General features: G+C 44.9%; 17 protein-coding genes. 1 reads left to right on the forward strand and 16 read right to left on the reverse strand.

Annotation, left to right across the window (positions count from 1 at the left end; all coding sequences use genetic code 11):
* Position 1 precedes the first annotated feature (1 nt).
* The 11 genes from dprA to mtaB all read right to left on the reverse strand — a co-directional run bounded on the left by dprA (position 2) and on the right by mtaB (position 10,159).
* Complete coding sequence (gene dprA, locus C0979_RS08635) at positions 2-1,108, reverse strand: DNA-processing protein DprA (protein ID WP_101695580.1); 1,107 nt, start codon at positions 1,106-1,108, stop codon at positions 2-4.
* Between the two features lie 33 nt (positions 1,109-1,141).
* Positions 1,142-2,707 (reverse strand): YifB family Mg chelatase-like AAA ATPase, encoded by a 1,566-nt coding sequence (locus C0979_RS08640; RefSeq protein WP_101695581.1) that lies wholly within the window; start codon positions 2,705-2,707, stop codon positions 1,142-1,144.
* Between the two features lie 251 nt (positions 2,708-2,958).
* Positions 2,959-3,576 (reverse strand): RNA polymerase sporulation sigma factor SigK, encoded by a 618-nt coding sequence (sigK, locus tag C0979_RS08645; RefSeq protein ID WP_101695582.1) that lies wholly within the window; start codon positions 3,574-3,576, stop codon positions 2,959-2,961.
* Between the two features lie 114 nt (positions 3,577-3,690).
* Positions 3,691-4,932, reverse strand: a complete 1,242-nt coding sequence (locus C0979_RS08650) for a peptidase U32 family protein (protein ID WP_101695682.1) — start codon at positions 4,930-4,932, stop codon at positions 3,691-3,693.
* Positions 4,933-4,972: 40 nt separating this feature from the next.
* Positions 4,973-5,614 (reverse strand): O-methyltransferase, encoded by a 642-nt coding sequence (locus tag C0979_RS08655; protein ID WP_101695583.1) that lies wholly within the window; start codon positions 5,612-5,614, stop codon positions 4,973-4,975.
* Between the two features lie 80 nt (positions 5,615-5,694).
* Positions 5,695-7,362, reverse strand: a complete 1,668-nt coding sequence (locus tag C0979_RS08660; RefSeq protein ID WP_101695584.1) for a ribonuclease J — start codon at positions 7,360-7,362, stop codon at positions 5,695-5,697.
* 30 nt (positions 7,363-7,392) lie between these two features.
* The gene (locus tag C0979_RS08665) at positions 7,393-7,848 is read right to left on the reverse strand and encodes a Fur family transcriptional regulator (RefSeq protein WP_101695585.1); all 456 of its coding nucleotides are present in this window, start codon (positions 7,846-7,848) and stop codon (positions 7,393-7,395) included.
* 6 nt (positions 7,849-7,854) lie between these two features.
* Positions 7,855-8,115: a DUF1292 domain-containing protein gene (locus C0979_RS08670; RefSeq protein ID WP_101695586.1), complete on the reverse strand. Its 261-nt coding sequence runs from the start codon at positions 8,113-8,115 to the stop codon at positions 7,855-7,857.
* A 5-nt stretch (positions 8,116-8,120) separates the two neighbouring features.
* Complete coding sequence (gene ruvX / locus C0979_RS08675; protein ID WP_101695683.1) at positions 8,121-8,543, reverse strand: Holliday junction resolvase RuvX; 423 nt, start codon at positions 8,541-8,543, stop codon at positions 8,121-8,123.
* Positions 8,544-8,548: 5 nt separating this feature from the next.
* Positions 8,549-8,812, reverse strand: coding sequence for an IreB family regulatory phosphoprotein (locus C0979_RS08680; protein WP_101695587.1), 264 nt, complete (start codon positions 8,810-8,812; stop codon positions 8,549-8,551).
* Positions 8,813-8,869: 57 nt separating this feature from the next.
* Complete coding sequence (gene mtaB, locus C0979_RS08685) at positions 8,870-10,159, reverse strand: tRNA (N(6)-L-threonylcarbamoyladenosine(37)-C(2))-methylthiotransferase MtaB (RefSeq protein ID WP_101695588.1); 1,290 nt, start codon at positions 10,157-10,159, stop codon at positions 8,870-8,872.
* Positions 10,160-10,301: 142 nt separating this feature from the next.
* Here mtaB and C0979_RS08690 point away from each other — a divergent pair, with 142 nt between their 5' ends.
* Positions 10,302-10,538 carry an HPr family phosphocarrier protein gene (locus tag C0979_RS08690; RefSeq protein WP_101695589.1) on the forward strand — a complete coding sequence of 79 codons (237 nt, stop codon included), beginning with the start codon at positions 10,302-10,304 and terminating at the stop codon, positions 10,536-10,538.
* A 77-nt stretch (positions 10,539-10,615) separates the two neighbouring features.
* Here the strand turns inward: C0979_RS08690 and thiI are convergent, their stop codons facing one another.
* The 5 genes from thiI to C0979_RS08715 form a co-directional block, all read right to left on the reverse strand.
* Complete coding sequence (gene thiI, locus C0979_RS08695; RefSeq protein ID WP_101695590.1) at positions 10,616-11,797, reverse strand: tRNA uracil 4-sulfurtransferase ThiI; 1,182 nt, start codon at positions 11,795-11,797, stop codon at positions 10,616-10,618.
* A gap of 13 nt (positions 11,798-11,810) precedes the next feature.
* A complete protein-coding gene (locus C0979_RS08700) occupies positions 11,811-12,971 on the reverse strand; it encodes a cysteine desulfurase family protein (protein WP_101695591.1) in 1,161 nt (386 codons plus the stop codon).
* A gap of 44 nt (positions 12,972-13,015) precedes the next feature.
* Positions 13,016-13,756, reverse strand: coding sequence for a 16S rRNA (uracil(1498)-N(3))-methyltransferase (locus C0979_RS08705; RefSeq protein WP_101695592.1), 741 nt, complete (start codon positions 13,754-13,756; stop codon positions 13,016-13,018).
* A gap of 25 nt (positions 13,757-13,781) precedes the next feature.
* Positions 13,782-14,735: a 50S ribosomal protein L11 methyltransferase gene (gene prmA / locus C0979_RS08710; RefSeq protein ID WP_101695593.1), complete on the reverse strand. Its 954-nt coding sequence runs from the start codon at positions 14,733-14,735 to the stop codon at positions 13,782-13,784.
* 67 nt (positions 14,736-14,802) lie between these two features.
* Positions 14,803-15,369, reverse strand: a complete 567-nt coding sequence (locus tag C0979_RS08715; protein WP_101695594.1) for a manganese efflux pump MntP — start codon at positions 15,367-15,369, stop codon at positions 14,803-14,805.
* Position 15,370: the final 1 nt, after the last annotated feature.

Consider the following 15,370-nt stretch of genomic DNA (forward strand, 5'->3'; position numbering starts at 1 on the left):
ATCAGTCACAGCAAGTTTTCACATAATAATTCCGGGACACTTCCGTCACAAGACCCTTCATCTGAAGTGATACCAGTGTCCTTAACAGCTCCGGGATCGCAAGACCCGTTTCTGCTGCCAGCTGATCCATTCCTTCTGGATACAAGCCGAGACAACTATACACTATATTTTCGGGACTTTCAAGCATTATTTCATTTTTGTCAGATTTTTTTCCCAATCGTTTATTTTGAATCCCCAGTTCTTTCAGCAGGTCTTCCGGACTCAAAAGAATCCCTGCTCCCTGCCGAATCAACAGATTACACCCCTCACTTAACGGACTGTTCACTGGACCCGGAAGTGCATACACATCCTTTCCCTGTTCCAAAGCAAGATCTGCAGTAATCAGCGATCCGCTCTTTTTTCGAGCCTCCATCACCAGCACCACATCTGCCAGTCCACTGATAATTCGATTTCTTCTTGGAAAATTTGACGAAAAAGGCTTCCTCCCAGGTGGAAATTCTGATACAAGCCCTCCTGCTTTCTGAATATCCATATACAGTCCAATATGCTCCCTTGGATAACAGATATCTACGCCACATCCTAATACTCCACAGGTATATCCGCCGCCATTTAAGGCCCCTCTCTGACCAGCTCCGTCAATTCCCCGTGCCAGCCCGCTGATCACTGCCACGCCATTTTGCGCCAGGATTTTCCCATACTCCAGCGCCAACCGCTCCCCGTACACTGTACATCCTCTCGCACCTACAATCGCTGCCGATAAGCTTTCTTCATCAGGAAGCCTTCCCTTTCCATATAACGCATACGGAGGGTCTTCTATCTTCTTCAGCCTTTTAGGGTATCTTTCGTCAAAACAAGTAAGAAACCAAATTCCTTCTTGTACAAGCTTTTCCCCAGTTTCTTTCATATTCTTCCTGGTTTCTCTTCTCCTGTCCCGAAGTACCTTCCTATCTTTTTCCGTCAGTATGTCCAAACGACACAGCTCTGTTTCTTCTATATAATATACCGCTTCTGCACTCTTGTATTCTGTCTGAAGCCATATCTTTTTCCGATCCGACAACGAAGAAATCCCTGCCAGCCAATATTCATATATTCTTGTTTTCTCATCCATTTTCCATCCTCACAACTTTTCTATCTCTTTCTATCATCGACTCCAATACTTCTTATCCAATCCGCGATAGCCAATCGCTTCCATTAGATGTGGTTCCCGCACCACCTCACTTTCCTCTAGATCCGCAATGGTCCTGGCAACCTTCAAAACCTTGTGATAAGTACGGGCCGTCAAGTGTAATGTTGCATATGCCTGCTGCATCAGGCATTCTTCCTCCTTTCCAAGCCTGCAAAAATGCTCCAACTGCCGAATCCCCATCGATGCATTCGTAAGATGGAATCCATTTCCCGATCCAATTCCTGTTTCGCCCTGATATCTGGAACTTTGAATCTCCCTGGCTCTGCAGATCCGCTCTCGAATAGTCTCTGAGTTTTCTGGAATTTGAAATGATTCCGACTTCATACACAGTGAATCATAGGAAACTCTGGAAACCTCTACGCAGAGATCCATCCGGTCTAAAAATGGCTGACTGACCTTCCCTAGATACTGCTGAATCTGATGCGGAAGACAGCGGCATCTCTCCGGATCCGGGTAGTTCCCGCAGGCACATGGATTCATGGCTGCAACCAGCATAAAATCTGCTGGAAACTCATAATTTCCATGTCTTCGTGACAGGCGGATTCTTTTCTCTTCCAACGGCTGTCTAAGCGACTCTAATACTGGTTTTGGGAATTCTGCCAATTCGTCCAGGAACAATACCCCACCGTGTGCCAAACTGATTTCTCCTGGTACCGGTATCATACCGCCTCCAATTAATGCCGCTCTTGACACCGTATGATGCACTTCCCGAAACGGTCTCTCTGTTTTCAGCGGATGCTCTTGATCCACAAGCCCAAGAACGCTGTAAATCTTGGTAATCTCCATACTTTCTCCCCTGCTAAGCGGAGGCAAAATAGTAGGAATTCGTCTGGCAATCATAGACTTTCCACTCCCGGGCGGCCCCACCATCAAAAGATTGTGACCTCCTGCCACTGCTACTTCCGCCGCCCTTCGAACCATCTCTTGACCTCGAATCTCCTGAAAATCAATAGGAAACCGTTCTTTTTCTTCTGGCTTTCCCTCTTTTCTCGAAAAAAACAACTGTTCTTTCCCATTTAGATAGCCGCAAATCTGCTCTAGAGTCTCTGCCCCCAACACCTCAATTCCTTCTGTCAACGCACCCTCCGCCATATTTTCCACCGGAAGAATCAACCGTCTGATCCCCGCCTCTTTTACAGCAGCCGCAACAGGCAGCACTCCGGAAACTTTCTGAACACGTCCGTCCAAACCCAATTCTCCTACAACCGCTGTTCCTTCCAATGCCTGTCCAGGAATCAAATCAAGCGCTGCCAATACCGCCAATGCAATGGGCAGATCAAAAGAAGATCCTTTCTTTCGCATCGTAGCCGGAGCCAGATTCACTACCACCTTTCTGGCTGGAATCTGTATCCCTGTATTACGGATCGCCGTCCGAACTCGTTCAGATGCTTCCTTCACTTCCGAAGACAGATACCCCACCATATGAAACATCGGCAGTCCATTGCTTACATCCGCCTCCACATGAATCATCTCAACATGAAGTCCCTGAACAGCTGCAGACATTACCATACCAAATGCCATACACACACCTCTTTCTCTGTTCATTTTTCGCTTACATTTCCAATGTGATAATCGGCTGAATCAGCCAAAATAAATAAGAATTGATTTAAAAAGAACCCGATCGGGCTATTTCTTAAAATGATAATTTTATCGTAGCTCAATCTTATCTTCCTGTCAACAGTTTTTAGACCAAACGAAACTTCCAGAATCAATTTGGGACGGAGGTTTTTTGAAAAAACCTCCGTCCCAAATTGCGCAAACCCGCACAGGGCTTAGAAATATCTACGCAGCTTCTCCACTGCGCTCTTCTCAATTCTCGACACATAAGAGCGGGAGATCCCTAACTGCCGGGCGATCTCCCGCTGTGTGTACTCTTCCCCATGATACAGTCCATACCGCATTTTCAATACCAGTCGTTCTCTTCCTGACAGCTCTGTCTCCACCTTCTCATACAGCATTTTTACCTGATCTTTGAACTCCACCTTTCGACAGACATCGTCCTCCTTCGCCTCAATAATATCGAAAAGCTGAATTTCGTTCCCTTCCCGATCCGTTCCGATAGGTTCATATAGGGATACTTCCTTCGATGTCTTCTTTTTGGCCCGAAAATACATCAAAAGTTCATTCTCTATGCACCTTGCAGCATAAGTTCCAAGACGAACACATTTCTCCGGATTAAAGGTTACCACCGCCTTCATAAGCCCGATGGTTCCTATAGACAGCAGATCTTCACTGTCTTCCTCGCAAGACTGGTATTTCTTTACGATATGAGCCACAAGGCGCAGATTGCGTTCAATCAGAATGTGTTTTGCTTCCAGATCACCCTCCGTATATTTTTGCAGATATGCTCTTTCTTCCGATGCAGTGAGGGGTTGGGGAAATGATTTCAAAAAAAGCACCTCATATCGCATTTGGTATAGTCTATGTTCCCGCTGCGATATGTGTGCTTTTCCAAACAATTTTCTTGCAAATCAAAGCTGATTCGGAACCAGTTTCTCAAAAGCTTAAGATTCTGGCATCTTCTCTTCCCGACGCAGAATATCGTAAACATCAGCCTCCTTATCAAGCTCTACATACAGAACTTGTTTGGGGTGCGGAGCGCTTTCCTGCTCACAGCCATCTTCGTCTACGATCCGTCTGACTATCGTCTTTTCGTTTCCTCCATCTGGCTTCATAATCTCAATTTCTTCTCCGACAGAAAATTTATTTCTCTGCTCGATTCGGCACATTCCGTCCTTCTTCTCTCCGACAATTCCCAAATATGTGTACTCTTTGACATAAGTATTACTGTCATAGATCTGACTTTCATCTCCCGGCTTTCCAAAGTAGAATCCGGTTGTAAACTGCCGATAAGTACAGTTGGAAATCTGATCCAAATACCAAGGCATATTTGCCTCATACTTCTTCGGATCCTCCAGATAATCGTCAATGGCTTTCCGATAGGTTCTTGCTACTGTCGCTACATAAAGCGCTGTCTTCATTCGCCCTTCGATCTTAAAGCTATCAATTCCGGCCTCGATCATTTCTGGAATATGCTCAATCATACACAGATCCTTGGAATTGAAAATATAGGTTCCGCGCTCATTTTCATAAACCGGCATATACTCGCCAGGTCTCGTCTCCTCAACAACCGCATATTTCCAGCGACAAGGATGCGTACAGGCTCCCTGATTCGCATCTCTTCCCGTGAAAAAGTTACTTAACAGGCATCTTCCGGAGTAGGAAATACACATAGCGCCATGAATAAAGCTTTCGATCTCCATCTCTGCCGGAATACGCTCCCGAATTTCTTTAATCTCTTTTAAAGACAGCTCTCTGGCTGTCACCACTCTTTTTGCCCCTTGATTCCACCAGAAATTGAAGGTTCCGTAGTTTGTGTTATTGGCCTGTGTACTCACATGTCTCTCAATCTCCGGACAAATCTCCTTCGCCATCTGGAAGATGGCTGGATCTGCGATAATCAATGCATCCGGACCAATTTCCTTTAATTCTTTTAAGTAGGTTTCCACACCATCAAGATCCTCGTTATGAGCCAGAATATTGACCGTCACATGAACCTTCGCCCCATGCTCATGGGCGAACCGGATTCCCTCCTTCATATCTTCCATCGAAAAATTCTTTGCCTTCGCGCGCAGCCCAAATGATTCGCCTCCAATATATACGGCATCTGCACCGAAAACAACTGCTGTCTTCAACACTTCCAGGCTGCTTGCCGGGATCAGCAATTCCGGACGTTTCTGTTCCATCTCTTTTTCTCCTTCTTTTGATTCCTGTATTCTTTCTCTTCTATTTTCTGACACTTAGCGCCACACCGTCTCCCAGTGGAAGAATTGATGTCTGCAGACGTTCATCATGCTTTAATTCGTATAAATACTCCCGCATACGGCTGTGAATCGTCCGATTTCTCCGCTCTACGGCAAATCGAGACTCAATAATATCTCCATCCTGCAGCACATTATCCGACATCAGCACTCCGCCCGGAGCAAGAAGCCGAATAGCTTCCGGCATATAATGGATATACTGGCCTTTTGCTGCATCCATAAAAATAAAGTCATACGGACCAGTAAGGGAGCGCATTACCTCCAACGCATCTCCTTCCACCAGGGTGATCTGATCTTCCCTTCCTGCCCGTTTAAAGTTCTCCCGGGCAATAGGAATCCGTTTTTCATATTTTTCAATTGTCGTAATATGACTTCCCTGCGGCAGGTATTCACTCATCAGAATCGCCGAAAAGCCAATTGCTGTTCCGACTTCCAATACCTGCATAGGCTGCTTCATTGCAAGAAGCACCTTTAGAAAACTCTGAGTCTCTTTCCGGATAATCGGCACAAAGGTCTCAAGTGCCTCCTGTTCAATCTCCTCAATCACCGAACGTTCCGCCGTCTCCAACGAATGGATATAGGTGATCATTCTCTCATCAACTATCATTTGAGCAACTTCCTTTTTCTTTTCATCCACCAATGAATAAGTTAGGACGTAACCCCTAAGGAAAGGGTTACGTCCCCATCTTATACATCCATAATAATCGGTAAAATCATCGGACGTCTTTTCGTCCGTTTCCAAATAAATTCATTCATCGTGTCACGGATGACCATTTTAATCTTGCTCCAGTCCGCATTTCTCTGGTGCATCAGGCAATCCTCTACTGCATCAGTCACGATCTTTCTCGCCTCTTCCATCAGACCTTCAGACTCCCGCACATACACGAATCCACGAGATACAATGTCTGGTCCTGCCAAAAGCTGGTTGCTTCCCTTTTCTAGGGTAAGCACCACGATCAAAATTCCATCCTCTGCCAGATGCTGACGATCTCTTAACACAATGTTTCCAACATCTCCAACACCAAGTCCATCTACCAAAATCGCTCCGGTGTGTACTTTGTCTACCACCTTTGCCTCTTCATTACTTAACTCAAGTACGTCTCCCGACTGAAGGATGAACACATTATCCTTCGGTATTCCAAGACTGGTTGCAATTCCTGCATTCGCCTTTAAGTGACGGTATTCTCCGTGCACCGGAACAGCATATTTCGGTTTCACAAGAGAATAGATCAGTTTTAACTCTTCCTGACAGGCATGTCCTGAGACATGAGCATCCTGGAAGATCACATTTGCTCCCTTAGATGAGAGTTCATTAATCACACGGGAAACCGATTTTTCATTTCCCGGAATCGGGTTAGAACTGAAAATAACAGTATCTCCCGGCATAATCGTAATCTTCTTATGCACGTCCGCCGCCATTCTCGACAATGCCGCCATGGATTCTCCCTGGCTTCCTGTCGTAATCAGAACCATCTTCTCCGGCGGATAATTCTTCATCTGATCCAGTTCAATCAAGGTCTTATCCGGCACATTCAGATAACCCAACTCCTGCGCAACCTGAATAATATTTACCATGCTGCGGCCTTCTACCACAACCTTTCGGCCATACTTGCATGCAGAGTTGATAATCTGCTGCACACGGTCTACGTTCGACGCAAATGTAGCAATAATAATTCTTGTATTCTGATGCTCTGCAAAAATATGATCAAAGGTAATTCCTACCGTACGCTCCGATTGTGTAAATCCTTTGCGCTCTGCATTGGTACTGTCAGACATCAGCGCCAGTACCCCTTTCTTTCCGATCTCCGCAAATCTCTGCAGATCGATAGCATCACCGAACACCGGCGTATAATCGACCTTAAAGTCTCCCGTATGAACAACAATACCGGCCGGGGAATAGATTGCCAGCGCTGCCGCATCCTGGATACTATGGTTCGTCTTAATAAACTCGATTCTAAACTGTCCCAAATTGATAGACTGTCCGTGCTTTACTACTTTTCTTCTGGTGCTGCGAAGCAAATTATGCTCAGACAGCTTTCGCTCAATAATTCCCATAGTAAGCTTTGTCGCATAAATCGGAAGATTCATCTCCCGCAACACATAAGACAACGCTCCGATGTGATCCTCATGCCCGTGGGTAATGACAAATCCCTTTACTTTCTGAATATTATCCTTCAAATAGGTAACATCCGGAATCACAAGGTCAATTCCCAGCATATCATCTTCCGGGAACGCCAGACCACAGTCCACCACAATAATACTGTCTTCGTATTCAAAGGCAGTAATGTTCATTCCAATCTTTTCCAAACCTCCAAGTGGAATGATACGCAATTTTCCATTGTTTTCTCTTTTCAAATTAACACCTCCATGTGTCTCTTTTCCGTACTACTTTTTCTTTTCACGGCATTCTTTGCATTGTCCATAAAATTTTAATTCGTGGTCTAACACATGAAATCCCATTGCCTCCTCGATATGCGCCTCCAACTCGTCCAAAAGGTCATCCTTGAAAGGAAGCACCTTTCCACAGGTTCTGCATATTAAGTGGTGATGATGATGCTTATTCTCTCCGTCACAGAATTCCCCAATCTCATAACGAATACATCCATCATCCAGATTAATCCGATCCACCAATTGCATTTCTAACAACAACTGCAATGTCCGATATATGGTAGCCAGCCCGATTTCCGGGTAGTCTTCCTTCACTAATTCATAGATATCCTCTGCAGTCATGTGCCTATCGCGCTGATCTGCGAGTACTTCTAATACCAGTAACCGCTGGTTGGTCACTTTTAAGCCTTTTTCTTTCAGCATCTCTTTAAATTCTTCTTTACTGATAGACATCCCACTCTACCTTTCAATCTCAACATCTTCCAGAAGTTCTTCAAACACTTTTGAGACTGCTGCAAGCTCCACATCATCTCCCACAATCTCATAAAGGCTGTCCGCCTCTCCTTCTCCGGACGTATCTTTCAGAATCAGACATTCTGCGTCATCGTCTTCCGAATCTGTTACCAGAATGTAAGACACTCCACTTACTCTCGTCTGCTCCAGCACAAAGAACTCCACTTCCTCCTGAAGTTCCTCAGACATAAACTTAATTTTTTCCATACTTATCACCTCGAAATCGAATCCAGATATCCCTGTAATATAAAAACAGCCGCAATTTTATCTATATATTTTTTGCGATCCTCACGTCTTACTTTATTCTCGATTAACGTCCGTTCCGCTTCCACCGTAGTCAGACGCTCATCCCACATCACGACCTCAAGGCCGGTCCGTCTGGTAAGCATCTTCCCGAATTCTATAGATTGTTCCGCCCGATTTCCAATATCATTATTCATATGTTTGGGAAGGCCGAGGACAATTCGCTCCACCTGGTACTCTTCAATTAACGCTTCGATCCGAGCACAGGTTTTGCGCAGCTTGTTCTCTTCCTTCCTGCAGATGGTCTCTACTGCCTGAGCCGTGATCCCGAGGGGATCACTGACTGCTACGCCTACCGTCTTTGAACCGTAGTCCAGTCCCATAATCCTCATCATTATTATACCCAGTTATGATGCTCGATATACGTCTTGAGCATCTCTTCTACCAATTCATCCCGCTCCATCTTCATAATCAGACTTCTTGCTCCGTTATGGCTTGTAATATACGTCGGATCTCCCGACATAATATAGCCGACAATCTGATTTACAGGATTGTATCCCTTTTCACTCAACGCTTTGTACACGATCTCCAGAATATCTTTTGCCTGAATCTGCGGACCGCTTTCTACCTGAAAAAACTGAGTGCTGCTTAAATCTTTCATTTACTCACGTCCTCCAATCATATTTCTCTTCTATTTTAACTGATTAGCATTCAAAATTCAATGTATTATTTGCAAATGGCTCTCAATTTCTACATTTACCAACTGATTCGTGAGATTTTCTTCGGTTTTTCGTCCAATTTTGACATACTCCTTTGTATGTCCCACCTGCCAGGTTTCTCCGTCAATCTGCACAGCCTCTTCCATCAGCACCTCCTGGGTTGTTCCAATCAGACGTTCCTCGTATTCCTTCTGCTTCTTCTTGTTAAGCTCAAGAAGTTCGTTGCTTCTTCTGGTTTTCTCCGTCTCCGGTATCTGATTTTCCATCGCAGCCGCCTTCGTCCCCTGCCGCCTGGAATACTTAAACACATGCGTCTCATAGAAATCCACTTGATCTACAAATGCCTTTGACGCTGCAAACTCTTCTTGCGTTTCCCCAGGAAATCCCACAATAACATCCGTCGTCAATGCCGGATGGTCAAAGTATTTCCGAAGCAGTTTGCAGCCATCCATGTATTCCTCTGCTGTATAGCGGCGGTTCATCCTCCTTAGCGTCTCATCGCAGCCACTTTGCAAAGATAAATGAAAATGAGGGCACATTTTCGGAAGCTTCGCAATCGCCTGTACAAATTCCTCCGTGATAATTCGAGGCTCCAGACTTCCCAGCCGGATTCTCTCAATACCAGACACTTCGTGAACCCCCTGAATCAGAGACAGTAAGTTTTCACCGGTGTCCACTCCGTAGGAACTTAAATGAATCCCAGTCAAAACCACTTCCTTATATCCGCCTTCCGCAAGTTTTTTCACTTCCGCAATCACACTGTCATAGCTTCTGCTTCTGACGCGTCCTCTTGCGAACGGAATAATACAATAAGAGCAAAACTGATTACAACCATCCTGCACTTTAATATAAGCCCTGGTATGTTCCGCGGTCTTCGTCAGATGGAGTTCCTCATACTCATCTGTATGATTGATATCGATCACTTCTTTCTGCACCGTCTGTTTTTCTTTTGAAGCTTCATATTCTGCCAGGATCTCTACGATATTCTTCTTCCGATTGTTTCCAACTACAATATCAATGCTCTCATCTATCTCGTCTTGTTTTGCCTGGACATAACAACCGCATGCAACCACTACCGCATCTGGGTTCTTCTTCTTTGCCCGGTGCAGCATCTGTCTGGATTTGCGATCCGCCATATTCGTCACTGTACAGGTATTAATAATATAGACATCTGCATCCTCGTGAAACGGAACGATTTCATATCCCTCCTGTTCCAGCAATTCCTGCATTGCCTCTGTCTCATATGCATTTACTTTACATCCAAGATTATGTAACGCTGCTCTCTTCATCGCTTGATTCCTCTTCTTTCTCTACAGTTTTCCATCTTTTTTTGTATTTCTTAATGCCTCTTTGACAATTTATTCCTTGACTTTTATCCGCCATACTTTTAAGATAATGTTAGCACATGAATTATCAAGGAGGTACGACCCAATGAAAACAATACAGATTTCTTTAAATTCTATCGACAAGGTAAAATCCTTTGTAAACGATATCACCAAATTCGACTATGACTTTGATCTGGTATCCGGAAGATACGTCATCGACGCAAAATCCATTATGGGAATTTTCAGCCTGGATCTTTCTAAGCCGATTGAACTGAACATCCATGTTGACAATTCAGATATCGATTCCATTCTGGAGATTTTAAAACCATATATCTGTGAATAAATCGATTGTCTCATATAAAAACGATCAGGGCTGTTACAAAACACTGGAACGTGTCATGTTTTGCAACAGCCCTCTTTTTATTTTACTTCAATAATTTCAACGGAATCAATTGCCTCTCTCATCAGTTCCTCAATTTTTTCTTCCAACTTTTCTTCTGAACGTCTGATCACATCCACATTTGGTTTGGTCACCGGATGCTTGGCTACAAAGATCGTACAACAATCTTCAAACGGCTGGATAGACGTCTCAAAGGTATTGATCTTCTGCGCTATATCTACAATGTCCTGCTTGTCAAATCCAATCACCGGACGATATACCGGCATAGTACACACATCGTTCGTTGCCGCAAGGCTTTGCATGGTCTGGCTTGCCACCTGTCCAATACTCTCTCCTGTAATCAGCCCCAGACATCCGTCTTTCTTAGCAAAATGCTCCGCAATCCGCATCATATACCGCCGCATAATAATAGTCAATTCATCATGCGGACACTGATCATAGATATACAACTGAATATCCGTAAAGTTCACCACATGCAGTTTGATCGGACCTGAATACTTTGATACCAGCTTCGCCAGATCTACCACTTTCTGCTTTGCTCGTTCACTGGTATACGGCGGAGCATGGAAATAGGTAGCTTCCAGGCCAACTCCACGCTTAGAAATCATATATCCTGCCACCGGGCTGTCAATTCCGCCGGACAAAAGAAGCATGGCAGATCCATTGGTTCCTACAGGCATTCCACCCGCTCCTGGAATAATCTGCGAATATACATAAATCTCGTGACGAATCTCCACATTCAGCATAACTTCCGGGTGATGTACATCCACCTTCGTCTCAGGGAACGCTTCTAAAATCACCTCTCCCAAATCACAATTAATCTCCATAGATGTCTTTGGATAAGATTTTCTCGCTCGTCTCGCTTCTACTTTAAAGGTCAATTTTTTATCTGGATACATCTCATCCATATAAGCAACTACGTCCTTTTTCAGTTCTTCAAACCCGCGATCTTCCATACGGACAACCGGGCAGATACCAACAATTCCGAATACTCGCTTCAAATGTTCCACGGTATCCTCATAATCATACTCTCCCTCACAATCCACATAGATTCTCGCCTGGGATTTGTGTACATGGAAGTCTCCATCCACATCACGAAGGGCAAACCGGATCTGTCTGACGAGGGCATCTTCAAACAGATACCGATTTTTACCCTTAATTCCTATCTCTCCGTACTTCAATAAAAATGTATGAAATCTCATTCTCTATCTTCTCCTAATGTCTGGTATATTTCCGTAGCATCGGTACTATATTATATAGTGTATCCAGGGTATAGTCAATCTCTTCCGGCGTGGTAAATTCCGACATGCTGAATCGAAGTGTTGCATCCAAAAATTCCCGCTTCGCTCCGATCCCCTTCAGCACCCCGCTGATCTGCGGATGATTGGACGAACATGCGGATCCGGAAGATACATAGATTCCCTTTTCCTCCAGCGCATGCAGAAGCACTTCACTCCTTATGTCTGCAAATCCCACGCTGATGATGTGCGGTGCCGACGTCTCATCAAAAAGGCCATGGATCACTGTGTCCGGAATCTTTGTAATACCTTCAATAAATCGTTCTTTCAACCGACGCATCTGCGCTACTTTTTCGTCCAGATTTTCATAGACCGTCTTCGCCGCCACCCCAAGTCCGGCAATCCCGGGAACATTCTCCGTACCGGAGCGAATATTCTTCTGTTGCTCTCCACCAAAGACTATCGGCTTAATCTTCACGTGTTCATCAATATACAACGCTCCAATTCCTTTCGGCCCATGAATCTTGTGACCACTGATCGAACACATATCCACCTTCAACCGCTTTGGATAAATATGGTATTTTCCAAATCCCTGCACAGCATCCACATGGAACAGAATATTTTTATTATAAGCCTTTACAATGCTGGCTGCTTCCTGGATTGGCTGCACGGATCCCACCTCGTTGTTTACATACATAATGGAAACCAGGATCGTTTCCTCACACAACGCCTCTTTCAGAGCCTCCAGCTCAATCCGTCCATAGGGATCTACCGGCAAATAGGTAACCCGAAATCCTTCCTCTTCTTCCAGATATCGCATCGTATTCAAAATAGCCGGATGTTCAATAGAGGAAGTAATCAGATGCTTTCCCGCACGATGATTTGCTCTCGCCGCTCCAATCAACGCCAAATTATCGCTTTCTGTTCCTCCTGAGGTGAAAAAGATCTCCTTTTCCTGTACCTTCCAAATCTTCGCCAACGTCTCCTTCGCTTCTTTTACATAGTTTTCTGCCGCTACTCCCTTCGCGTGCATAGAGGACGGATTACCGTAGTCTTCACACATAACCTTTCGTACAATATCCCCTACGCAGGCGTAGGCCTGTGTAGTAGCGGAGTTATCCAGATATACTTCTTTCATACGTTTCACTTCCTGTTTTATTTTCTTCTTATTATCAGAATATGTTACTCTGCTTCCAGATGGAACATCAGGATCGACAGTACAGTAAGCCCTGCCGTCTCCGTCCGAAGAATCCTCTTGCCCAGGGTAATTACTTGTGCGCCTGCCTCCATTGCCTGCTCCACTTCTTCCCGTTCAAATCCGCCCTCCGGACCGATAAAAATCCCAATCGACTGCCCTGGCAGGATCTTCCTAATCACCTCTTTGGTAGTCTTCATTCCTTCCGCCAGTTCATAAGGCAGAAGCAATACATTAAGTTCTGCCGCTTTAGAAAGAGCTTCCCGATAGCTGATTACAGGCTGAACTTCCGGAATACAGCCTCTTCCAGCCTGCTTCGCCGCACTTTCTGCAATCTGCTGCCAACGTTCCGCCTTTTTCTTAGCTTTTTTCTCGTCCAGCTTTACCACTGACCGCTTCATAGCAACCGGAATCACCTGACACACACCAAGTTCCACCGCTTTTTGCACAATCAGTTCCATCTTATCCTGCTTGGGAAGTCCCTGAAACAGGTAAATTTTAGAAGGGAGTTCCGTATCAACAAGCATCTCTTCTTCCACCCTTAAAACGGCACACTCTTCCTCATAACCCGCAATCCTGCAACGGTACTTCAGGTTATTTCCATCACTGATCATCACAGCTTCTCCAACCTTCATCCGAAGCACATTCTTCATATGATTCACATCAGCGCCCTCTATTCGAATAGAGTCACCTTCCACCTGCGACGGTGTCACAAAAAAATGCTGCATCTTCGCCTGCTCCTTTATCTTTCCATTAATTTTTTCTTGCCGTTACCGACACCCACTCTCCCTGATGGTTGACTTCTAACACTTCAAGCCCTGCCGCCTTTACTGCATCAACCACCGTCTGTTCCTTATCATCAATAATTCCGCTGGTGATATAGATTCCGCCGTGTTTCAGCTGTCCGATAATCACCGGTGTCAGAGGCACCAGCACATCCGCCAAAATATTCGCCGCTACAATATCATACTTCTCATATCCAACCGCATCTTGCACCGCCGGATCATCAATAATATTTCCAATCATCACCTCATACTGATCCCTGCCAATTCCATTGACTTCCATATTCTCATGGGTCGCATCGATCGCACATGGATCAAGATCTGTTCCTACAGAATGAGCCGCACCAAATTTAAGCGCCAGCATCCCCAAAATTCCACTTCCGCATCCCACATCCAAAATCTGCGTATCCGGTTTCACATATTTCTTCAGCTGTCGGATGCAGAGCTGCGTCGTCTCATGCATTCCCGTTCCAAACGCAGTCCCCGGATCAATATGAATCACCAGCTTATCGCTGTCTTTTTCTTCTACCTGTTCCCAGGATGGAATTACCAGAATGTCATCGATATAGAACTGGTGGAAATACTGTTTCCAATTGTTCACCCAGTCCACATCTTCTGTCTGGGATTCCTCGATGGTACACTCACCTACCTCCAAATAGCTTCTCATTTCTTCCAGCTCTTTTCTTATATTCATCAAAATGGACGCGGCATCTTCTTCCTCTTCCAGATAAAAAGTCAGATAAGCAGTTCCGTCATCTTCTGCAATTTCCGGCAGAATATCCACAAACATCTGCTCCTTGTCTTCCTTGGTAAGCGGAACCTTATCTTCAATCTGAACCCCTTCAATGCCCAGATCCATCAACATACTGCTTACGATATCCTCCGCCTCTGTAGTCGTCTTCAGACGATATTGATTCCATTTCATATGACTTTCCTCCTGTTTCTATTTTATTTACTATTTTCAACACGGTATCCTTTTTGCCTCTGTCATTTCAGAGAATTCCCAAATGCTCCAGCAGAATTTTTCCGCCCATCAAAATTAAAATCAAACCGCCGGCAAATTCCGCTTTTTTCTCATATTTCCCTCCGAATATATTGCCTATTTTAACACCTGCAACAGATAAAGTAAATGTAATTCCCCCAATAAATACCACTGCCGGTACAATATCAACGGTAAGAAACGCAAAGGTAACACCTACCGCAAGAGCATCGATACTGGTTGCCACTGCCAACCCCAACATCGTACGCACATCCAGCGACTCATCCGCATCCTCGTAATCTTCACAGGCGCCTTCGGATTCCCGAATCATATTTCCTCCAATAAGGGCCAACAAAATGAATGCAATCCAATGATCCACAGAGGTGATCACTTCTTTAAACTGAACACCCAACACATAGCCAATCAGCGGCATCAGCGCCTGAAACCCTCCAAAATAAGCTCCCACCAGCCCTGCCTTTCCCCAAGTACAGCGCTTCATGGAGAGACCTTTACAGACAGCTACTGCAAAAGCATCCATAGAAAGCCCCACCGCAATCAAAACCAATTCGATCAGTCCCATG

Origin of the sequence: Dorea phocaeensis (assembly GCF_900240315.1) — a bacterium.
Lineage (GTDB): Bacteria > Bacillota > Clostridia > Lachnospirales > Lachnospiraceae > Dorea_B > Dorea_B phocaeensis.